The organism is Pseudomonas fluorescens group sp., assembly GCF_020093335.1.
Lineage (GTDB): Bacteria > Pseudomonadota > Gammaproteobacteria > Pseudomonadales > Pseudomonadaceae > Aquipseudomonas > Aquipseudomonas petroselini.
In genome coordinates this window covers 62,647-83,262 of record NZ_JAIOKW010000001.1, presented here as the reverse complement: position 1 = coordinate 83,262, position 20,616 = coordinate 62,647, and the positions used below count along the sequence as shown (strand labels likewise).

Annotated in this window: 24 protein-coding genes; 7 read left to right on the top strand and 17 right to left on the bottom strand. The window is 57.8% G+C overall.

The features are described from left to right. Positions 1–212 precede the first annotated feature (212 nt). From K7431_RS00535 to K7431_RS00510, 6 genes are all read left to right on the top strand, one after another. Positions 213–422 (top strand): hypothetical protein, encoded by a 210-nt coding sequence (locus K7431_RS00535; protein ID WP_043205317.1) that lies wholly within the window; start codon positions 213–215, stop codon positions 420–422. Positions 423–667: 245 nt separating this feature from the next. Beyond that, the gene (locus tag K7431_RS00530) at positions 668–1,381 is read left to right on the top strand and encodes an ankyrin repeat domain-containing protein (RefSeq protein ID WP_012724085.1); all 714 of its coding nucleotides are present in this window, start codon (positions 668–670) and stop codon (positions 1,379–1,381) included. A 332-nt stretch (positions 1,382–1,713) separates the two neighbouring features. Continuing rightward, positions 1,714–1,965, top strand: coding sequence for a hypothetical protein (locus tag K7431_RS00525; RefSeq protein ID WP_012724084.1), 252 nt, complete (start codon positions 1,714–1,716; stop codon positions 1,963–1,965). Between the two features lie 181 nt (positions 1,966–2,146). Next, positions 2,147–2,356, top strand: coding sequence for a hypothetical protein (locus K7431_RS00520; RefSeq protein WP_012724083.1), 210 nt, complete (start codon positions 2,147–2,149; stop codon positions 2,354–2,356). Between the two features lie 93 nt (positions 2,357–2,449). After that, positions 2,450–2,809, top strand: a complete 360-nt coding sequence (locus tag K7431_RS00515; RefSeq protein ID WP_012724082.1) for a hypothetical protein — start codon at positions 2,450–2,452, stop codon at positions 2,807–2,809. A 284-nt stretch (positions 2,810–3,093) separates the two neighbouring features. Next, positions 3,094–3,774, top strand: a complete 681-nt coding sequence (locus K7431_RS00510) for an SOS response-associated peptidase family protein (protein ID WP_043205316.1) — start codon at positions 3,094–3,096, stop codon at positions 3,772–3,774. A gap of 153 nt (positions 3,775–3,927) precedes the next feature. On the opposite strand, the gene K7431_RS00505 is transcribed toward K7431_RS00510, so the two are convergent. The 9 genes from K7431_RS00505 to K7431_RS00465 form a co-directional block, all read right to left on the bottom strand. Beyond that, complete coding sequence (locus K7431_RS00505; protein WP_043205314.1) at positions 3,928–4,428, bottom strand: lysis system i-spanin subunit Rz; 501 nt, start codon at positions 4,426–4,428, stop codon at positions 3,928–3,930. After that, positions 4,428–4,853, bottom strand: coding sequence for a cell wall hydrolase (locus K7431_RS00500; protein ID WP_043205313.1), 426 nt, complete (start codon positions 4,851–4,853; stop codon positions 4,428–4,430). Before K7431_RS00500 ends, K7431_RS00505 begins: the two co-directional genes overlap by 1 nt. A 57-nt stretch (positions 4,854–4,910) precedes the next feature. Beyond that, positions 4,911–5,285 (bottom strand): hypothetical protein, encoded by a 375-nt coding sequence (locus K7431_RS00495; RefSeq protein ID WP_012724078.1) that lies wholly within the window; start codon positions 5,283–5,285, stop codon positions 4,911–4,913. Next, on the bottom strand, positions 5,282–6,502 hold the full coding sequence (locus tag K7431_RS00490) for a hypothetical protein (protein WP_012724077.1): 1,221 nt from the start codon (positions 6,500–6,502) through the stop codon (positions 5,282–5,284). Before K7431_RS00490 ends, K7431_RS00495 begins: the two co-directional genes overlap by 4 nt. A 9-nt stretch (positions 6,503–6,511) precedes the next feature. Next, entirely contained in the window at positions 6,512–7,141 is a 630-nt protein-coding gene (locus K7431_RS00485) for a hypothetical protein (RefSeq protein ID WP_012724076.1), read from the bottom strand. Between the two features lie 341 nt (positions 7,142–7,482). Beyond that, complete coding sequence (locus tag K7431_RS00480; protein ID WP_012724074.1) at positions 7,483–11,052, bottom strand: host specificity protein J; 3,570 nt, start codon at positions 11,050–11,052, stop codon at positions 7,483–7,485. A 59-nt stretch (positions 11,053–11,111) separates the two neighbouring features. After that, complete coding sequence (locus K7431_RS00475) at positions 11,112–11,705, bottom strand: tail assembly protein (RefSeq protein ID WP_043205312.1); 594 nt, start codon at positions 11,703–11,705, stop codon at positions 11,112–11,114. Positions 11,706–11,760: 55 nt separating this feature from the next. Next, positions 11,761–12,183, bottom strand: a complete 423-nt coding sequence (locus tag K7431_RS00470) for a hypothetical protein (RefSeq protein WP_012724072.1) — start codon at positions 12,181–12,183, stop codon at positions 11,761–11,763. Positions 12,184–12,272: 89 nt separating this feature from the next. Further along, the gene (locus K7431_RS00465) at positions 12,273–12,473 is read right to left on the bottom strand and encodes a hypothetical protein (RefSeq protein WP_148270915.1); all 201 of its coding nucleotides are present in this window, start codon (positions 12,471–12,473) and stop codon (positions 12,273–12,275) included. Between the two features lie 182 nt (positions 12,474–12,655). On the opposite strand from K7431_RS00465, the gene K7431_RS00460 reads away from it, so the two are divergent. Then, positions 12,656–13,738: a type I restriction endonuclease gene (locus K7431_RS00460; RefSeq protein ID WP_043205310.1), complete on the top strand. Its 1,083-nt coding sequence runs from the start codon at positions 12,656–12,658 to the stop codon at positions 13,736–13,738. A 284-nt stretch (positions 13,739–14,022) separates the two neighbouring features. Here K7431_RS00460 and K7431_RS00455 read toward each other — a convergent pair whose 3' ends face one another. From K7431_RS00455 to K7431_RS00420, 8 genes are read right to left on the bottom strand one after another with little or no spacing between them, the layout of a single operon-like run. Further along, positions 14,023–14,268, bottom strand: coding sequence for a hypothetical protein (locus K7431_RS00455; protein WP_012724068.1), 246 nt, complete (start codon positions 14,266–14,268; stop codon positions 14,023–14,025). 25 nt (positions 14,269–14,293) lie between these two features. Next, the gene (locus K7431_RS00450; protein ID WP_012724067.1) at positions 14,294–15,058 is read right to left on the bottom strand and encodes a C40 family peptidase; all 765 of its coding nucleotides are present in this window, start codon (positions 15,056–15,058) and stop codon (positions 14,294–14,296) included. 2 nt (positions 15,059–15,060) lie between these two features. After that, the gene (locus K7431_RS00445; protein ID WP_012724066.1) at positions 15,061–15,813 is read right to left on the bottom strand and encodes a phage minor tail protein L; all 753 of its coding nucleotides are present in this window, start codon (positions 15,811–15,813) and stop codon (positions 15,061–15,063) included. 10 nt (positions 15,814–15,823) lie between these two features. Then, positions 15,824–16,162, bottom strand: coding sequence for a phage tail protein (locus tag K7431_RS00440; protein WP_012724065.1), 339 nt, complete (start codon positions 16,160–16,162; stop codon positions 15,824–15,826). Then, positions 16,162–19,215, bottom strand: coding sequence for a phage tail tape measure protein (locus K7431_RS00435; RefSeq protein WP_012724064.1), 3,054 nt, complete (start codon positions 19,213–19,215; stop codon positions 16,162–16,164). Before K7431_RS00435 ends, K7431_RS00440 begins: the two co-directional genes overlap by 1 nt. Before the next feature lie 27 nt (positions 19,216–19,242). Further along, a complete protein-coding gene (locus tag K7431_RS00430; RefSeq protein ID WP_012724063.1) occupies positions 19,243–19,545 on the bottom strand; it encodes a DUF1799 domain-containing protein in 303 nt (100 codons plus the stop codon). A gap of 17 nt (positions 19,546–19,562) precedes the next feature. Continuing rightward, complete coding sequence (locus tag K7431_RS00425; protein ID WP_012724062.1) at positions 19,563–19,943, bottom strand: phage tail assembly chaperone; 381 nt, start codon at positions 19,941–19,943, stop codon at positions 19,563–19,565. Positions 19,944–19,946: 3 nt separating this feature from the next. Next, positions 19,947–20,603: a phage tail protein gene (locus tag K7431_RS00420; RefSeq protein WP_012724061.1), complete on the bottom strand. Its 657-nt coding sequence runs from the start codon at positions 20,601–20,603 to the stop codon at positions 19,947–19,949. Positions 20,604–20,616 lie beyond the last annotated feature (13 nt).

The window sequence follows — 20,616 nt, the reverse complement described above, 5'->3', positions numbered from 1 at the left end:
TGATTACTGCTGATCAGTGTTTCCTGGGCCAAGTCGTCATGAGTAATCAGCAATAAAGCACCGAAACGCACCCGTTGGTCCCAAGACTGGTCCCAACGGGCTAATTTCAGCCCATGCCGAAACTGCATAACCCTCCCACGGTGTCCTGCCGACCTATATCAAATCCCAAGCTTCAACGGCTGCTAAGCTGTTCACTCAAAAGAGGAACGCGCATGCCGAATTCAGACCTACTCCCCTCCCTGCTATCCAAACTCTACGAAAACCAGTTGGCACTTGAAGCCTCCATCATGGAGCTGTCGAACTGGGTGGAGCAGCGCGGCTCCGCAGATGTAGCCGAGAACATCCGAGGCGCTCTGGTCGCCATCGACCGCAATGAAGAATTTATCCACATGACGCTCGCGGTCATGATGACACCGGAGTAATCGCTAACAGGCAGAAATCGGCCAAAAGCGGCCTTCGGGTGTCTACGGAACTAGGTGCGCAAGCCAATAAAAACCCAGTAAACTTTAATCTATGGGGTTAACAAGCCCTCCTACTTGATTGATGCAAGCCTTCAATTTTTTTGATCGAGAGCGTGCGTACTCAGCGATATCTCAAGATCGTCTGCTACTATTTTGCCATCCATTGAACACCCGTAAACTCACCTCTAACAAATGGACTTGTCTGAATGAGCGAATTGAGTTTTAGAAACGATCTCAGCAACCTCATGCGTGATTGTGACCTGCAGCAGCTTCTGGATTTCATTGGGCATGACTATGACTTTGAAGCTGATCCCCACAGCGTGCTCGACAAAGCCGCCTATTACGGCAGGGAGGAAATACTCCTGCATGCGCTCGACCATGGAGGAAACCCCAATGGTACGGGTGAACTCTCAACGCCGCTGGCGTCGGTCTGCGGAAGGGGCGACTTAAAGCTTGCGAAGTTGCTGCTCAAACGCGGAGCAGAGGTCGACCTGAAAGATAAGTTCGGCCGTACAGCAATGATATCGGCGGTGTACAACGGGACGATTGCTGCAGCCAAGTTGCTAGCGGATGCAGGCGCAAGTCTGGACGGCGCTATGGAGGCGGCAGTGGACAAGCTTCGTATTGCCTTCGTGAAATTTCTTATCGAGGTCGGCGCACCCATTGACCAGGTCGATCGCTACGGGCTGACGCCCTTGCTCCACGCGTGCAGTGCCGGAAAGAAAAAGGGAAGCGAGATCGCTATGTTGCTTCTGCAAGCAGGAGCGGACGCTACCTACGTTCGGGAGGAAGATGGTATGTCGGCTATCAAACTCGGCTATTCGGGTTACGGTGAGTGTTCTGCGCAAGTCTTCGCTGAATTGAGGGCACGAGGGGCTCCAGAGCCTGAGTGGGGTTCTCAAATTGTGCAGTTGAGGTGACTTTCTAGCGTCATGGGAGACGAAAACTGAGTGGTAGTCGGGCAAAAGCTAAATTGCTAGTCAGCACCGTCGGTCTGCAGTGCGGTGAGATCACTCACTCTTAAGCGGGGCGGATAACAGCCTCACGCGAGCGCCCGCTTTCGGCCAAAAGCGGACGCTTATCGGCGCATGATCGAACTAAGTGCCGCCGGCGCCATAAAATTAATGTCTGACCAGTATTTTGCGCACCTAGAAGAAGCACGCGAAAGGGGTTCAATCTGAGGCAGGCTTTTACTGATATTTTTAATACTCGGCCAATTTGAACCCCAAAACAATTAACCGCAGGAAAGAGTATGTCCGACATACCCATGATTAAATCGACGGAAGTGTTCTCTCGCCTTAGCGCATTTCATCCCAGTATCGAAGTTTGGCCAGATAGCGAGTTTTCGAATGATGGTTATGCTTACTACTGGTTGGTGGCGCACAGCGATGGCGCGACCCGTATGCTTTCCTATGTCCGCTGCAAAGACGGTGGCTGCGAGCAGCGCACCTATGATGTTGAGGGCGATGATCTTTGGATCCCAGCTGGAACGGCCGTGGCCTGACAATTCATTCAAGCCGACACCGCTTCGCGGCTTGGCTTAATTCTCAGGTGTTAGGGACTGCTTTTGGCCGTTAGCCGACCTCGGCCAAAGGTGGCTATGGGTCGAGAGTGGACACTCATAACCTTGGGATGGGCTCCCAATCGCCAACTGCTACGCTGTTCACTCCACCAGAGGAACGCCGATGCCAAACTCAGACCTACTTCCCTCCCTCCTGTCCAAGCTCTACGAAAATCAGCTGGCCTTGGAAGCCTCCATAATGGAGCTCTCGAACTGGGTCGAACAGCGCGGCTCCGCCGATGTGGCTGAGAACATCCGAGGCGCTTTGCACACCATCGACGAAAACGAGGAGTTCATGAAGCTGACTCTGGCAGTCCTCATGTCGCCTGACTGATCGACGGGTAACCCTGCAGTTCGTCGCCTCAAGCCTTCCGTCTGACCAAATCCGGATCGCTGTACACGCATACAATATTTGGATGTAACAAACATGAGCATCGACTTAGCCACAGAGGACTGGCTCAGGTGCCCCACGCCCCTCGAAATGTACCAGCACCAATGCGCGCGACTTGAGGACGAACTCATCCAGACTGAGGCGATGCTTCACAAGGCACGGGCCAATGTGGCCGGCGTTGTACAGATGAATGACTTGCTGGCTACCGGAAAGACGACAGCAGAGGCGAAGCTGCGATATTTTGAAGCGGAGCTAAGCCGTACAAATGTCCAGTCCTCGGAAATGGCAAAAGAGATCATGGACTTGAAAATGATCGCAAGTCAGAACGAACACCTGTTAAGGGAGAATCAGCAGTTGCTGATGGAGCTGACAAATCTAAAAGAGCCTTCAGCCTAGCTCGTCTGCGTATACAGTCAGAGCTCTATCTGACAAGTCGATCCAACCGGCCCCGTCAATCAGTCCATGCGACCTCAAAACGTTCGCAGCGGACATGCTCATGTCGTAACGCTCTTTGGGGGATAGAGATCCGGTCGCTGCGCTATTGCTCGGCGGGGTTGATCCCTCTAATGCATTGCCTTGCCCATTACTGATCTTCATGACGAATGCTCTTGCCCAGTGTCTACCCGTTAGAGACTGACCGAAGCCTGTCTGTTCATCAGCCCCGACGAGCGGAGACGATCATGTGCGGAAGATTGACGCAGTACCGCGGCATCCATGACTTTGTTGCAGCGCTGAGCATGCCCAATGCCCTGGCCAACTCCATGGGCGATCAGCCGATTGAGCGCTTTAACGTCGCGCCAACAACTCAGGTTGCACTGCTCCACCTGCAGGGCGACTTGCTGCACGCCGACCCGGTCCGCTGGGGATGGCGACCACATTGGGCGAAGGACCGCGCAGTTCCAATCAACGCGCGCGTCGAGAAGGTAGCCCACGGCCCATTCTTCCGGGCGATCTGGCCGCACCGGGCTGTCACACCCATAGACGGTTGGTTTGAATGGGTAGATGAAGGCGGTCCCAAAAAGCAGCCCTATCTGATCCGGCGGCAGGATGGCGCGCCGATATTCTGCGCCGCGATCGGCCAACTGCCAGACGCAGATGAAGGGCCAGGCGAACATGACGGCTTCGTGATCATCACCGCCGACAGCGCCGGCGGCATGGTGGACATCCACGACCGGCGCCCTGTGGTGCTGACGCCGGACCTGGCCCGGGAATGGCTAGACCCCGCAACTCCCGAGGAGCGCGCCGAGCAGATGGTGTTGCACCAGGGAGAGCCAGCCGAAGCATTTGAATGGTTCAAGGTCGACACAGCCGTTGGAAACGTCAGGAACAAGGGGCCCGAACTGATCCACCCTCTGCGCTAAGGCCCCGAGAAATACCACATCACAAACGCTACCGCCGCCACCCAGCACAAGGTCAGCAGAAACGAAAGGCCTGCAAGCCTCTTATCCATGGCACCCTTCAATAAATCAAATCATCGCAATACGAACCATCTCCGAGAGAGTAGTTCATTGATCTCAGGGAGCAATTGCACGGACGTACGCCTGACATGCCCGCAGGGCGATCAATCCTTGGTCGCCGGCATCGGTGATTCCGATAATTCGTTGAGCATGCGCTGGGTCAAGTTGGGCTCGACGGGTTGCATGAACCACGCCGACGGCGCCGGGGGCGGCACGCACGTTGCAGCCACCGGCTGGATCCTCGAGGAGGACTGACAACCGCAGATCAGAAGTGGCAAGGCGATCGCGCAGGCGAGCCTGATCACGTTGGGCATCGGATAATTCCTTGGTGTGTTGTTGGTCTTGGATGGCGAGCTGCTGCTCGGTGGCCAGTCGCTTGTCTTGATCAGCGCGGGCCTGGGCAGATGCGGCATTGCTGATAGCGGCCAGGTCATTCTTATGCAGCCCATCCTGCAGAGCGAGCTTCTCGCCCATGCGCCAGTCCTGCACCTGCCAGGCGCCCCCAAAGCCGATGGACAGCGCCAGGAGGATCGACGCTAGGATCTGGCCCGGCGTCATCACGGTACATCCTTAAAGAAAATGTGGTGACCGAGACGCAGCGTCTCCTTGGCACCCAACGCCCAGGCCGGCGCCTTAGGCATGGTCGTGGCGTAGTAGTGCGTGGCACCGCCGGTTGGATCGGGCGTTGCGCCTGACATCACCTGATCAGCTGCGCGCTGAGCCTGGGCGAACTGCGCGGCCGGAATCGACTTGGCGCCACTCAGGTACGCATAATTCGGGTCGTTTTGGTTCCAGCAGCTGAACTGCCAAGGCTTCAGGCACACCCCGGCATAGCCCTCCCCCCACCAAGACTTCGGCTTTCCGTCGAACACCCGGTTGCGGATAGTCCAGGCAACGGCGATTTGGCCTGCCAGGCCCTCGCCGCGTGCCTCACCCCAAAGCGTGCGCGCCAAAACATCGCGGTCTTTATCAGTCGCGTTCATATTTTCTCCTGGCAAAAAAATACCCGCTCATGGCGGGTGGTGTTGTTCTGATTACGATCAGCTCGGGGCCACTGGGCGCTTGCTGCTGTCGGGAAAGTCGGGGTTGGTGTCGTTCCACTTGCGCAGCGCCAGCCAGTATTTCTGCCACTGCTGTGCAGTGCCCGGGATGTCTTCCTCGCCGTACTCGATGGCGGTAACGTTCTGCTGCGCTTTGGGCATTTCAGAGTCCCGCCAATCGTTCTCAATAGGAGCTAACTTTGAGTTCAATGTTTCCTGAGTGATTTCCCATGTACCATCCGCTTGAGCGGTATATTCAAGCGTATATGCATCCTCTGGACGCCTATATTTCATTTCAATCCAACCATCAGGACAGCCCGAATCGGCCTCATCAACCGTTTGTAGATTGCCATTAATCTGAGCATAAAACTTCATGCCTTTATCCTCCACACCCTAACTCTGCATGGATAGGTAGAGTTCTGGGGCGAAGTAGGGAACCCTCCACCTGAACTCTGACTAATATTTGCCAGAAAAGATACGCCAGTAGCTACAACTATGTCGTCACCGTATTGACTTGCTCTCGTGCCCTGAATATTTGATGCAGTTGCAAACATCCATCCGGCGTCACCCCAAACTCCATTTACCAGCAGCTCAGCTTGGCATATAACAGGGTGCCCGGGGAATGGGTTAGAATTAACGTAACGTTGATTGATTGTTACGGACGCGGGGCTCGCTGCACTCCCACCATTTGGATACAGGTATGAAAACTGTACTAATCCAGATTCTATCTTATTATCTAGAGCCGTCTGCAAATCTGTCTGCGCAGAAAGCGAGCCGCTGATATTACCCCAAGAAGGGGATGGAAGAACGACCCAAGTACCTGCACCGCTTAACACCTTCAGCCGGTCAGCTATCGAGGGGGCGGGCACCAGGCCTTTAACTCCCCCGACACCCGCCGTAGCCCCGGCCATCTGAGCGATTCCCAGCCTGATCCTGTCGAAGCCATCAGCGCTTATCGCTCGCAGCGATGTGATATCGTTGTTATCGCCGCTGGCAGCCTTGCCTACTGTAACCTCTTCAGCGTGTGCAGCAGATGCAGCCGCCGCCGCTGCAGACGAGGCGGCAGCTTGCTGCGATTGCACACTTGAATTCTTAGCCGTCTCCGCGAGATTTGCAGCAGCGCCTGAGGCTTGAGAGGATGATGCGCTTTGCTGAGCAGCCAGCTGTGCAGCGTCTTTATTATCTGTGGACAAAGAAGCAGCAGCGGTTGCGATACCCGCCTGCTCAGTGGCTACCGTCTTGGACTGGCCGGCAGATGTTGCCGCTTCGGTAGCGACCTCCACTTGCTCCTGCATGTCGGCAACGCCGCTGGCAATCACCTGGGTAGCTGCTCTCAGTGCATCAGCCGAGTCCTTGACGTACCCCTGCATCGGCGCAAGCGAGTAAACGCCAGTTGCAACAGCCGAGCCTTGGTAGGCCGGCGCGATCGAAAGCGCAGAATCACTGGCAATATTGGTGACTTCGTACCATTCACCGTCTGGCCCACGAAACGCATCGCCAACACGAGAGTTCGCAATGAACGATGTGCCAGCGCCGAGCACGGCATTGCTGCCAGGCGTCACAGAAACTGTGCCTGTTTTGTACCAGGTCATATAAATCCCCTATGAAATAGGCTTGGCGAACACGATGGGAATGAAGAAGTTTACCGAGTTATTTACACCTATAATGTAAGGCTCAAGCCTGTTATTACCGTAATTCCAAACAACATAAAGCTTTGCTGCTCTCGTCGAATTACCACCAACATCCATGCCAATGTTATTAACTAGCATGTAGTCGCCGGTATCCAGCGGCGAATAAGCAGTCCAATTCGATTTAGTTGTGCCCTGCCCTGTTTGACTTGAACCTGTATATGTCCAACTGGTTATCGTGCGTGTGAACTGAGCACAAGGCGTTCCGCTATCAAATAGCAGATTCGCTCCGCCGTCCCACAGCCTAAGTCCATAGGTTGCAAGCTCGCGTGACTTGAACGCAGCACAAAAGTAATTGCCAGATCCAGCCGACAAGAATGAAAAGCCAGTCCAGTTTCCAGAGCCGCCACTGATAGTGGTGTACTGGAAAGTCGTCGTTCCGTCCGGGCGCACGAAAACCAGGGGAGGCTCGGCAGTAGTGATGGCTGGGGAGAACGCGGCGCCGCCCGAGTATCTCCCAGACTGCACAATCACCAGCCTAGAGAATTCAGAGTCGAGCGTAACCACGTCGTTATTGTTGGTAAACGTCAAACCAAATGTCATCTACCTATCCTTCATAACCAATAGTCTCTGAGGGCCAAGTCCGTTAATGGCATTCACCGCTCCAGTCCGATTCCCAAACCATACAGTCACACCACCAGAGTAAACCGCCGGCTCGTACTGAACCGCATAGTTGTTCTGAGCGTTTGGATCTTGGGGGTATGCACCAATCGGAATGCAGATTGCGGAGTGTGTTGACGGCGAAACTCCAGGGATAGAAATATTGATGTACCGGTTCCCTCCCGTGATGAACGCGACAACGCCTGAATAAATGATCCTTACGGTGAATGAGTTCTCATCAAGTTCCAACTTCCCTGTTGGCCCCCATATCCTCATGCCGAAGCTCATGCCGTCAGATCCCCAAGTTGAACCCTCTTAACGTTGTTTTCGTCGTAGACCTTGATAGCGCGGTTCGTCATGGTCAGCCGGCCACCGCCGGGCGCTGGGCCGTTGAACTCCAAGTTGCCAGCTTTATCGAGGCGCCACCCCTGCACACCGGCGACGTAGTTGTCAGATTGCAGGGCCTGCCCGATCTTGAGCATGGTGATGCTGCCGTCCTGGATGAACGCCGAGCGCATGAAGACCTGCCCGTTATCAACCGTGAACGGCGTAAAAACCTGCCCGCCGGCCAACGTGCTGACAATCGCAAAACGATCAGCGCTGACCAGGAACTGGCTTTGAAGCACCCCCTCTTCGTCCTGCTCAATACCCAAGCCAAAACCAGCTGCGACCAATTGCCCATCGGCATTGACCTGCATTTTCACGGAGTACATCGTGGAGAACTTGCCGTCGGTGTCAGCTTGAGCCTGGCTTACGGTCTGGATGTCTGCGGAGTTGTCATCGATCTTGACGCCGATCTGCTGGATGGCCTGAGCGGTTGCTTCGCGGTCGGTGACCACAACACTTTCCAGATCAGTCACGCTGCCGGCAACATCGCCCACCGAAGCGGTGAGTTCCGCCTGCCGCTGAACCATGGCCTCGTTCTGCGAGGCGCGCGTCTTCACTTCCTGCGCGAAACTCGCTGCCGCGTTGTATCCATGGATCGCATCAGCCAGGTCACCCTCTCCAGTGTCATCCCGATATGCCGACTGCAAGGACTGAAGGCTCGACGCCTGGGCCGTGACCACACCATCCAACTCGGTAATGCTGGTGGTGTTGATCTCAACCTGACGTGCCAGCCCGTTTGCCGTGACCAGCACTTGGCCCACGTCCACCCAGTAAGCGGCGTTCGGCGGCGAGGTATCTACCGGCACCAACTGGGTCGCCTGATAGATCCGCTTGCCGACCACCACCAGGTCGCCCTCGATGTAGACCGACTCAGGGTCATAGGCCGACAGCCCATCGAGCGCATCGATCTGCGCCTGCAGGCCTGGAATCTTGTCGATTTCGTCAACGATGTCCTGGCCAAGCTCCGTGCGACCGATCTGCCCGGCGATCAAGTCCAGCACTGGCGCCGGATCGGCGCTGGCCATACCCATTACACCGTTGCCGACTGGATAGAACGGCCCCACGTTGCCGGTGCGGTCCACCAGGCGCGCCCAGAAGAAGAACTGCGCGCCGGCCTGGAGCGCCTGCATGCTGTAATTCGCCTGGGGGTGCGCCAGGTCGGCCAGCTTGGTGGCCACCGACAGGTCATTGGCCTGGCCATACCATAACTCGGTGCGCTGGGTATCCTCGGCGCCAGCAGGGAATCCCCAACGAATGCCGATCCCGAACAGTTCGCTGGTGGTGGACAGAAACGCCACCGCCGGCGGCAAGCCGACCTTCCCTTCCAAGTTTGTCAGGTTGGAACTCTTCCAGATGGAAGATATCTCGAAGGCGCTCACCGACCGAACGCGGGCCAGGTATGCGCCCGAGTAAATGCCAGTGACGTCGACGCTGGTAGAGCCGGTGCGCTGCAGCTTGATCCAGTTACCGCTGTCCTTGCGCCACTCCACGTCATACGCGACAGCGCCAGCCACGGCAGGCCATGAGATGTTCATGGTGCTGATCGCCAAGCCCTGATCCACAGAGTAGTTCGACGAGATGTCGACGCTCGCCGGCGCCGGTACCACGGTGATAGGCACAACGCTGATTGGGCGCTCTTCCAGCCGGGCACCGGTGTCGATGTGATCGAACTTGCTCGGATCGTACTGCACAGCCGAGATTTCAAACACGCCAGGCTCCGGCCGCGCCACGCTGACCACGCGATAAAGCGGGATGGCCAGATCGTCAGCATCCAGCGCCCACACCAACTCACGCTCAGGCGGCACAGAGTAAGCCACGGTCACGGTGACCTGCCGGCCACTGACCATCTGCACGGTGCGGCCCTCGCACTTGCCGTCGGGCAGGTTGAGGATCAGCCTGTCGCCGGGCTTGGCTTGCGTGTCGCGGTCCAGGGTGATGACCTTGCCGCTCACCGCCGAGATACGCCCGCCCACCGGCCGGCCGGCCAGAAGTTCGTCAGCGATCGGGATCACGTACCCTGGCAACGGGATGCGACCATCGAGGCCAACCTTAAATGTGACGGCCCGGTCCTTCGAGTTCGTGAGCAGCGCCCACTTTCCGCGGCGCTGGGCCTCCGACTCTCTGTCGCAACCAATTGCGCTGATCTCCAACGGGTTGTCACCGTAGCGCCGCTGGAGCTTCGCATCGGTCACAGCCGTTACATCGGTGTCGTAGTTGTTCAGCGGGTTGTCGTAGCTGACCAGCGCACGGCTGTAACGGGTGCGTTCCGATGCGCTGGAGTAAGTGAACTTGCCATCGATCACGTTCGCCCGGGTGTACGCGAAGTCGAAGTCGGTGGCGCGCGGCATGTCCGACAGCGTGAATACTTGGCCTTGGGCCCAGTAGGTCATGCCGCGGTAAATCGCCGAGATATCGCGCAACAGCGACCAGGCGTCAGCCTTGCTCTGCAGGTTCAGGTTGCAGAGGAAGCGCGGTTCCATGCCGCCTTTGCCGTCCGGCACCAGCTGGTCGCAGTACTGCGAGATGCGGTACAGCTCCCACTTGTCTACCATCCACGGTTTGATGCGACGGCCCAGGCCGAAACGGTCGTTCGTGGTGATGCCGAGCGTCGCCCAGGTCGGATTGTTGGTATACGCCTCTTTGAAGGTGCCATCCCATATACCCGTATAAGTTCGGGTCGCAGGGTCATAGTTGCTCGGCACCGGCCACTTTCGAGCCTTGCAGCCCAAGGTCACGGCCGGGATGCTGCGGAACTGTTCTGCCGAGAACTCAATGAAGAGCAGCGCGGTGTTCGGGTATCGAATCTTCGCGTCGATCACCTCAGTGAAGCCGGCAATCTGCATGGTGTCGGAGATTTTGTTGTTGTTCTGGTTCGCGGTCAGACGAGTGATCCGCAGCAGCCAACCTGAACTCGCCCTCGGCAAATCGATGCGGCGCGTGCGCTCGTAGACGCTTGTAGTCTTTCCGGACACGGCCTCATTCAGCACTTCCTGGTAGGCACCACCGTCAGTTGCCAACTCGACCTTGTAGCCAATCGTGTACCCGTTGATGTTCCCGCCCGAGTCGACCGATTGAAGTGCCGGCCAGGCAAAGCGCACGCGCACAGCAGAAAGCTGAGTGTTGGTGATGGCTCGAACCCAGGGCGTGCCACTGCGTAACTCCGTACCGATCGTTGTTTCGTTCGCGATCGACGGGATGCCTTGGATATAGGTTTGGTCTACCGCCCCGGTGCGCCACTCCCATTTAACGTTCGGGAAGTTCATGTTGCCTTGGGGGTCTTGAAGCGGGGTGTTGTCGAGGAAGATATCGCGCGCGGTAGGTGTGCCTTCGAACTCTCCCTCGCCCACGGCGATCAGCATTTTGGCCATGGCGACAGAGCGCAGACTATCCGGCGCTTCAGTAGGTGTTTTGGGCTTATCCGATCCGCCCTTGGCGCCATAAACGTCGATTTTGTGTGCTGCGCCCATGCTTTTCTCCAGGCAATAAAAAACCGCCTCGTGGGCGGCTGTGGTGCTACAGGTGGTAGTTACATGCGATCTTCTGCGTAGATCTCAGCGCTGATAATCGCGCCGCCCCACCGCCGTTCGCCGATGCAAAGCGGCACTGGGTTGCCCGATGCCGTGGTGTTTTTGGCGCTGCCAAACGCATAACCGGGGGTGTTTTCTGGCGCAGCGCTGGTCTTCAGGCCGCTGGCTTGAGGGCTCAGCATCTGGATAACACCGCCGGCGACAAGACCGATACCGGCGCCTATGAGGGGGGTGCCGAAAGGTGTAGCGGAGAAGATCACCCCGACCACGATAAGGATGGCGCCGACAATGGTTTGGAGGATTCCGCCGCGCTTGCTACCCACAACCACCGGTGCAATGCGTATATCCCCCGCTCCGTTGTAATTCAGCTCTTTCTCACCGATGTTCCGATTATCACGAAAGACAGCGAACTCAAGCCCGCGTGATTTCGCATTCGAAAGGAAGCGTTCAAAGCCAGGAATCTGAACGCAAAGAGCCTTGATCGCCTCTGCTGGAGACTTTACGGAAAGCCGGAACGACTTGCCGAACTGTCGGAGTTGTCCATGCAGGCGAACCGTCGTCATGGGTTGGTAGTTGATCGCTGATGCCTGCATCATTTTCTCCGGGTAATAAAAAACCGCCCGGAGGCGGCTTCAAGGTTTTCTTGATTCAGTTGTAATCGACATAAGGCCCTATGTAGAACCCGGCCATGTCGCCGCTGATACGGTACAGGCTTTCCTTACCTGGCTGCACCGTTGCTGCGATGGTGCGAATTGCAGCACCTGCGCACAAGCCAGAGCCCGCCAGGCCCGCGCCGAGATTGGGCGACCCCGGCGGAAGGTAGAATGTGGCCCGCTGACCAGTTCCGATTTTTGCAGCCCTGCGGCCGTCGACATAAACAACGATGTCGCAGCCAGAACCGACCGCGCCGGAGTCGCGCACCACGGTGATTTTGCCGCTCTCGCCAGCTGGTTTAGTCTGGAAGGCATAAACCTCGTCCGACGGGACCGGCTTCGCATCCCGCACCGAGATCGCCGATGAGGCGCACCCCGCCAGCATCGCCACCGCTATCGCCGCTATCAAAATCCGCATGTCGTTCCCTCTTTGGTTTGGCGGGACTGTAGCACTGGGGGGCAGATGCAAAAAGCCCAGCGCGGGGCTGGGCTCTAAGTCATATATATTTACCGCTTCCGGCGCTCTTCAATCAGCGCATCTGCAATTTCTGCAGCTCTTTGTGTAGCTTTCAATACGTAGTCATGCGCGTTATTACCATGCACGGCGTTGTAAGCCGTGGCAATGGCTGCTGCAGCATATTGGTCCCACGCCTGCAGCTCGGCCTCGTTTTTTACCTTATTAACCATTACTTCTTCCTTGTTTGGCATTGAGCATTGGCTCCATCGCCGAGACGAATCTAGCGCCTCAAGTGTTGCCTATCAACTTCGACTAAAGTCGACGCTGGCCAGGCATCCAGCGTGGATGGAATGCCAGTGGCGGGGCACGGGCTTGGCGTAGTAGCGTTGCGCCTCTACGGCCCAGCCGGATGAACGTGCAACGGAGCAGAGAAATGGATTTTGTAGAACGCTTGAACGCAATGTCAGCGAAGGTTAATCAGCTAGCATCGACAATTCAAACTGAGGAAGCAACGAAGACTGCTTTCGTAATGCCGTTCATTCATACCGTGCTGGGCTACGATGTGTTCGACCCCTCCGAAGTCGTTCCGGAATACGTATGCGATGTCGGCACGAAAAAAGGGGAAAAGATTGATTACGCGATTTTGAAGGGTGGCCAGATCCAGATTTTGATCGAAACGAAAAAAGTCGGCGAGCCGCTCAATATCAACCATGCGAGCCAGCTCTTCCGCTACTTCCACGTTACGACTGCGAGAATTTCCATCCTCACAAATGGCAGATTTTATCGGTTCTATACAGATCTCGATGCTGCAAACAAAATGGACGAGAAGCCATTTCTTGAGATCGACCTGCTCAACATCGATGAGCATGTCATCCCCGAGCTTCAAAAACTGACAAAATCCGCTTTCGACGTTGATTCGATCATCAATGCCGCTGGCGAACTGAAGTATGTGGGAAACATCAAAAAGGAAATGGTCAAACAGTTCACCCAGCCTGATGATGATTTCGTTCGTTTCTTCGCATCGCGAGTCTACGAAGGAGTAATCACCCAGAAAGTTCGAGATCAATTTGCTCAGCTGACAAGGAAGGCGGCTTCCCAGTTTCTCAGTGATCAGATCAACGACAGGCTGAAGTCGGCGATGAGTAAAGCCACGTTTCCCACGCTCGCTGAATCGGTCGTGGCCGAAAATCAGACTGATGCACAGGAAGAGCCTGAAGATCGCATTCTGACGACGATGGAGGAGCTGGAAGGGTTCCATATTATCAAAGCGATTGTTCGGACTGTTATAGATGCAAAGCGCATAGCTAGCAGAGATACACAGAGCTACTTCGGCATCCTCCTAGACGACAATAATCGAAAACCTATCGCCAGGCTTCACTTCAATCGCAGTCAAAAATATCTGGGAATTTTCGACAAGGACAAAGTCGAAACGCGCCACCCTATCAACTCGCTGGACGAGATCTATGAGTTTTCAGCCTCGCTGAAAGAAACGATCTCTTTTTACCAGGAGACCTAAAATGGATTTCCCCAGTCCTACGCCTGTAATCCCAAAGACTGGGGTTGCGCCAATATCGGCGCGTTTATGACCTGGAGGTCAATGTGAGTAATCAACTACCAAAAGATCCAGATAACGCAGGGTCCGTACTCGGTTGGGGTGTTGTCCGAAATTCTCCATGGAGTCTTCACGGCGTTTTCTCGAGCAAAGATGAGGCTGAATCCCAAGCGACGACCGCGGGTGATGGCTACGTCGCGGGGTACGGATCTCACAGGCTCGGAACGGATGATTTCATCTTCTCCGATCTAGATCGCTGATTTCATTGTGATAGACCCGGGGCCAGAGATTTTTTCCGCCTTCAGCCCCGGCTTCGCGGTATAGCTTCTGTCGCAACCATCACCACCCGGCCCAACTTTGCCCTTGAAGCTCAATCGGTCGATTTCGGTATCGCCGTCTAGAATGGCGACAACCACCTCGGCGCCGCAAAGGCCCTCGCTTGAGCTGATAAATAAATCTCGAATATTCAGTGTGTAGCGCTGGCTGGCTTGCATAGCTCACCCTTGCGGCTCTGCCGCGTCATTTTGGTTGTGTTGCGTCTTTGTGCCTGAGGATCAGGCGCGTCCGGTCGTGCCAGGGCCCGCCGAATACGATAATTTCCGACGGCCTGCCGTACAGGTGGTGCAGCAGGAACGGGCCGGGGCCGTACACGCCCGACTCTTCGCCAGGAAGTGCCGGATCAGTGCCCAGGTAAATCCCGGCGTGATTCGGGTGAACCGTCCGGCCAACCTGCATAACGATCATGTCACCGCGCTGCGGTCGGTCTACGCGCACAAACCCGGCCGCCTCGTAGTGCTGCTCGTACAGGCTTGCGTTCTCCGCACTCTCCCACCAGCCATCGGCGCGCTGGAATGGCTCGAACTCCAAACCCCACTCGCGGGCGTACCAATCAGCGCACACCTGCCAGCAATCCCAGGCCCCATGCACGAACGGGCGCTTGAGCAGCGGCGTGCTGCCCGTTGGCGTGATCGTGCGCATGTCGCCCTCGGGCCACGACAGAATGTGCCAGGGCAAGGCCGTAGCCTCGCACATGGCCAAGTCATGCGGTGACGGCCTGCTGGTGGCGTCCGGGTGCGAGTGGACAATGCCGATCACCTCGCCCAGGTCTTCCGCCGCTGCGTAGTCCTCTGGATCCAGTCGGAACTCTTCGTTCGGCTCCGTCGCGATGTTCCGGCATTGGAAGTATTTCTGTGCCCGACCGATGGCCAGCAGCAGGCCGCAACACTCGCGCGGATACTCGGCCTGCGCGTGCGCCTGGATGGCCGCAATGATGTGCTTGCGCATGGTCAGCTCCGGGCGATCAGGGATACAGCGGGGAATCCGCCAAAGGACAATTCGTTGTTCTCGCCGAAGCGCAGCTTGCAGGACGATAGGCAGCCCTTGCACTGGTCCAGGGCCGGGTCGTCCGTGGGGTTGTCCTCATCGTCGAACATCGCTGAACCGGTATAGCCGCAGTCCGGCCCCCGGTAACCGTTGGTCATGGCCCAGTGGCAGAACGTCGTCATTTGCCGGCCGGGCAAACCGTGGTTGTCGATCTCGCCCGGGGAAGACAGCTCCCAGACCACCGCTTCGCCGTCCTCGCTGGTTTTCTGGTCGATGTACCAGATCTCCAGCGCCTCCTGGGTCGGGTCGGCGGTCGGGTTGCCCTCGGGGAAGTTCGCCGCATCCAGATACTGGGCCAGGGTCTCACGGACCGTCAGCTTGAACTTAAGCATGTCCTCGAAAGCCAGGCACAGCGCCGTGACTCGACCGTTGACGTTACCCGCGGCGAAAGTCGGCCGAGAGGCGGTGCCGTCGCTGCTCGAGGAAATACCCTCGATCTGCACCGGCCAGGCTGCGTACTCCTGCCCCTGCCAGATAATCGACTTGGCGGGCAGGTCCTCTTCCGAGCCCTCATAGGCCAGCAATTCCTCTGGCGTGTGCGGGATGGCGTGACCGTGGAAGCGAAGGTAATCGGCGCCGTATTCGGTCCCATCAATTTCAAAGAGGCGAATCTCGCCGCCGGGCTCCAGTTTCTGGATATCCGTGATAAGTGCCATGGGCGGTTACTCAGGGATGAAAGGTTTGCTGGAAAGTCGCGGTGATGGCGTAGACCTGGCCACCGCGGTGCACAGGCTTGTAGCTGTTGCACTTGTAGAGACCAAGCTCACCCAGGGGCGGCTCCCACAGGAAGCCCTTCGCCCCCTTGTGTCGGTCGAGGAAGTCCATGATGTCCTTGATGCGCCCCTTCATGCCCGTGAAGGTCACGGGCCAGGATTGCGACCGGTTGTTGAGGCCGTCCTCTACCGACTGTTCGTATCCATCGCCAAACTGCTTGGAGCGAACGCGCTGGGTGATATCACCTTCTGCGCCCTTCTCTGTCGCCCAGGTGAATCGCTCGATAGCCATCAGCGCCCCTTAATTGCTTTGTTGATGACGCCACCCTGGCCCATGTCCTTGTTGCGCATCTGTTGGTACTTCTGCTCAACGAACGCGGCCAGTTCCTTGCCGAACAGGTCATAGCCGGGAGCATCAGCCGAAGACGAGGCGTTGCCCTCGCCATCGATGTGCACCTCGACATTGATCTGCGTTGATCCAGATCCGCCGCCGGCAGCCATAACCCCAAGCTTGCCACTGGAAGTACGGGTCAGCGGCATGATCGCCTCTTCCCCTGCCTCGCCCATAACACCTGTCTTGCCGTTGGCCATGCCAAACGCCGTGGGCTTGCTGACGATGGAGTTGGTGAAGGCGCCGCCGTCGGCAAACATCTGCACGCCACCCGACCAGGCGCCACCCTTCGCTTGCGGGAAGTAGGTACTGGAATAACCGGCTGATGACGCCCCGAGGTTCGACGACGTGGCACCGGCAGACCCTGCAGCCATGCCATTGCCGCCACCTGCAGCACTTCCGCCGAGGTAACTGGCCGCTGCGCCCACCAAGCTGCCCAACAAAGCCGAACTCGCCTGACGGGTAGCGATACGCGCCATATCAGCCAGGATCGATTTGGCGAAATCTGAGAACGACGCTTTGCCGGTCATCGCAAAATTGACGATCGAGTCCTCCATGGAGCTGAAGGCGTTACTGAACAGGCTTTTCGTCTGGCCGGCGATGTTCTGCGCCGAGTCCAGGTAGTTGTCCCAAGCCGCAGTCGCACCCTTCGTCCAATCGCCCTGGGCATTCTCCACGTCCGCATAGTTCTGCCGGATCTGGTCCGTCGCGGCCTTATTCGCATCGGCAAGCGCCTGCGATTTGCGCTTGAACTCCTCTTCCGACATGTTGCGCGACGGGTCGGACTTCTGGTTGGCCAACTCCAGCGACTGCTGAGCAAACCGGTCCTGCTGGCTGTTCAGCTCGCCGCTGAGCGCGTTCTGGCGATCGCCCTGTCCTACGCCGAGAACTGCGCGCTGGCCAGCCAGCTCCAAGGCCCGCTGCTGCTGCCCCAGGGCCTGCACGTACGTGCTGATGGCCCGTTCCTGTTTGGCAAGGCGCCCGGTTTCGTTGGTCGCCAGTACCTCAAGCTGGCTATCCGCATCCTTCTGCGCCTTGACCATCCCTGCGCGTGCGTCAGCGATCTTCTGGTCGAGCTGGATGCTCTGCGCGGCAGATGTGGACTTCTTGCCCTTGGCGGCCTCAAGAGCGGCGATCTCAGCCTCGTATGCTGCCGTGGTTTGGTCGAGTTGATTGCCGATCAGCGCCTGGCGCCGCAGCAGATAGTCTTCCTCGGACAGCAGGCCAGCCTTTTGCGCCGCTTCCAGTTCCTTCTGGTAGTTTTTGTAGGTGTCGGTGATCGCGGCCAATTCGTTTTTGGCGTCGTTGAAAGCGGTCAGGTCGACCTGTGTGCCGGCAGCCTTTGGATCCTTGAACTTGGCATTGATGTTGGAGATGTTTTTTTCGACAACGTCCTGCTGGAGACGGGGATCATTTGGCGCAACCTTCCGGATATCCGCGAGTTGCTGCTTATAGTCCTCAATCTCCTTTGTCCGCTTTTGCTCATTGGTCAACGACGACTTGGTCAGCGCATCAACCTTCGCCATTGCCGTGACCGCCGCCCCTTGGGCTTTGGCCTGCTCGCCCTCCCATTTGGCAATGTCTGCCTGAGCTGCCTTTTCGTCCTCCAGCATGTTCAGGCGGTTTTGCCGGAACTCGATCATTTCCTTCTGGTTTTGGAACAGGCCGATATTGCCTTTCTGCGCATCGGTCAGGTCGCGGCGAGCCTGCTCAATGTCTGCACCAATGTCCGGTCGGCCGATGTTTTTGAGGTTGTCAGCAGCGCGCGCAACAGCGTTGTAGCCTCGCTCCCAGAAGCTCAGGTTTTCCAGAATCTTCGGCGTGCGCTCGTTGATTGCATCGGCGTAGGACTCGGTCGCCAGCTTCACGGCGCCCGCGTGATCGCCCTGCTCTTCCAGCGCGGCAATCTGCGAGTAAACCGAAGCGGTGAGGTAGTGGTACTGCTCGTTCAGCGCTGCGGATGCCTTTACCGGGTCATCGGCGAGCTTGACGAACTCAGCAACCGTCTCGTTTACTGCCTTGCCCGTGGCTTCCTGCATCGATACTGCGGCTTGGGTGATGCCGGTAAAGCTATCGCCAGCGATCTTGCCGTTGCCAGCCAGCAGAGCCAAGACTTCGGCGGCCTGGCCGGTGGTGCCCACGGTAGCGCTGACCTGCCGCGCCATGTCGCCAAGCTGCCCCGCACTGACGCCGGCGTAGTTGCCGGTAAGGATCAGTGACTTGTTATAGCGGTCCTGCTCTTCGCTGCCCTTGTAGTAGGCAACGGCGAGGCCACCCACGGCGGCAGTGGCCAGGGCCAGCGGGGCCAGGATGGCGAGCATACCAGCTGCACCAGCGCCAGCACCGGCGCCCAACTGAGCGACGGCGCGAACGCCGCTACCCCAATCACCCGACGACAGCGCGTTACCCAACTGCACGACGTTTTCCTGCGCCTGGCGTGTACCGAGGCGCAGTTTGTCGAAACCGGTGGTGGTCTTTTCGAGCTTGGCGTAATCCTTGTCGATCTTGCTCAGGGCAGTGTTGTACTGGTCCTGGCTGATACGGCCGGCATCCAGGTGCTTGCCAAGCTGCTCGACCTGCGTATCCAGCTTGGCGAGGGCAGCGCGAGCTGGATCGATGGCACCCAGCAGGCTGTTCAGGGCCTTCTGTTCGTCCAGGGCAGACTTGGCCAGGGCGATCTGCTGCTTGTCCAGCTGAGCGGAGATCTTCGCCGCCTCGGCCTCGCCATAGGCGCCGGTCTTGGTCAGCTTGGCGAGAGCGTCACGCTGCTTTGCCAGGTCCTGGGTGGTTTTGGCGCTGGTGGACAGCGACTTTTCCAGGGCCTGCATTTCGTTCATCAGCGAAACGGCTGACTGCTCGGCCCGGCCGCCGGCCTTCGCCATTTCATCCAGGCTCGTTTTCGCCTGGATTGCATCGGCCGAGTCGATCTTGACACCGAGTTCTGCAATGTTCATCGACTCACCTTGAATAAGTGCCCGTGGTCACGGGCTGTTTTCCCTTTCCTCCGCCATAACGCGCAGGGCTTCGCCTTCCAGCACCTGAAGGTCAGGGAAGATTTCAGCGAGTTTCTTTTTCTTGATGCCGAGGAAACCGGCCACGTCGCGTATGCAGCTGTAGTCGAGACCGATCGCGCCGCCGGCGCCTGCTCGCCACTGGGTGGACATGCGGTTGAAAAGGAGGAAGGCCGGCCAGTTGCATGGCCAGACCTCCACTTCCTCAACCAGATCACCAGGGGCAAGGCCGAACATGCCGATAATCGCGTCGGGCACGCTTGGCGAGTACATGGCGCGGGCGGCGTCGGTCAGTTTCCCAGGCGGGCCTGGTTGTATGCGCCTTCGTAGGCCTTAACGACCGCCTCGGCGGCACCCTGGCAGGACTTCACGAATGCGACGATGTTGTCGTCGTTGTATTCGTCGTCGAAACCCCAGCCGATTACCAGGTCCTTGATTTGCTGGGTTTGCTGCTCGGTGTCCACGGCGACCACTTCCGACCAGGACGGCTTATCGCCTAGCGCGGCCCGCGCCTTGTCCCGCGCCTCGTTCCACTCATCGAATAAAGCGGCAAGCTCGGCGCGATCCCGGTACTTGAAGGTGAACTCAACCTTCTCGGGCGCGCTGCCGACGATCGGGATCAGCACGGGCGCATTGAACGTAGCCTTTTGCGCAATACGGATCTTAGCCATGGGTTAAACCACCGCAGTCAGGTAGCGGGTCGGCTCGGCCTGCAACGCCAAGCTGACGGTGCGGGTCAGCAGGTTGTTGCGGGACACCGCTGGCTGTTTGGAGAACGACGTGTAGGTGCCGTACAGCAGCGTGTCGTTACCGGGCAGGTTCAAGCGGGCCGCTTCGATCTGCTTGCCGGCGTCCGCCTTCAGCAGCACTCCGTTGAACGCCTGGGCCGGATCGTCTGCGATGGTGAGGACCATGCTTGCCGCCGATTTGTCGGTGGGGATCTGCTTGCCCTGGTCGTCCTCGAGGAACACCACGTCCAGGTAGTTCTGCTCGCCGCCGGAGAAGGCAACGTCGGAGATTTGCGGGATCTGCACCCAGGTCAGCACTTTGCGCATCGTGCCCGCGCCGCCCGCTGCCGGGAAAACCTGAGTATCCGTGGTGTCGATACCTTCCAGGGTGATGGCCGTCGCGGTGGCCGCCTTCACGCGCACCACCTTGCTATCCAGCTTGCTCCAGCCGGACGTGAGCAGAACGATATCGCCGGCAGCAATGGTGCCGCCGACAACAGTGGCAACGGCCTCGGCGGCGTTGCTGATGGCAGTGAACGCCAGTGCGGTCGCGTAGGTTGCGGCGTGCTGGAAGGTGCCGCCGTTCGGGAGTTTGTAGCCCATGGGGTATTTCCTC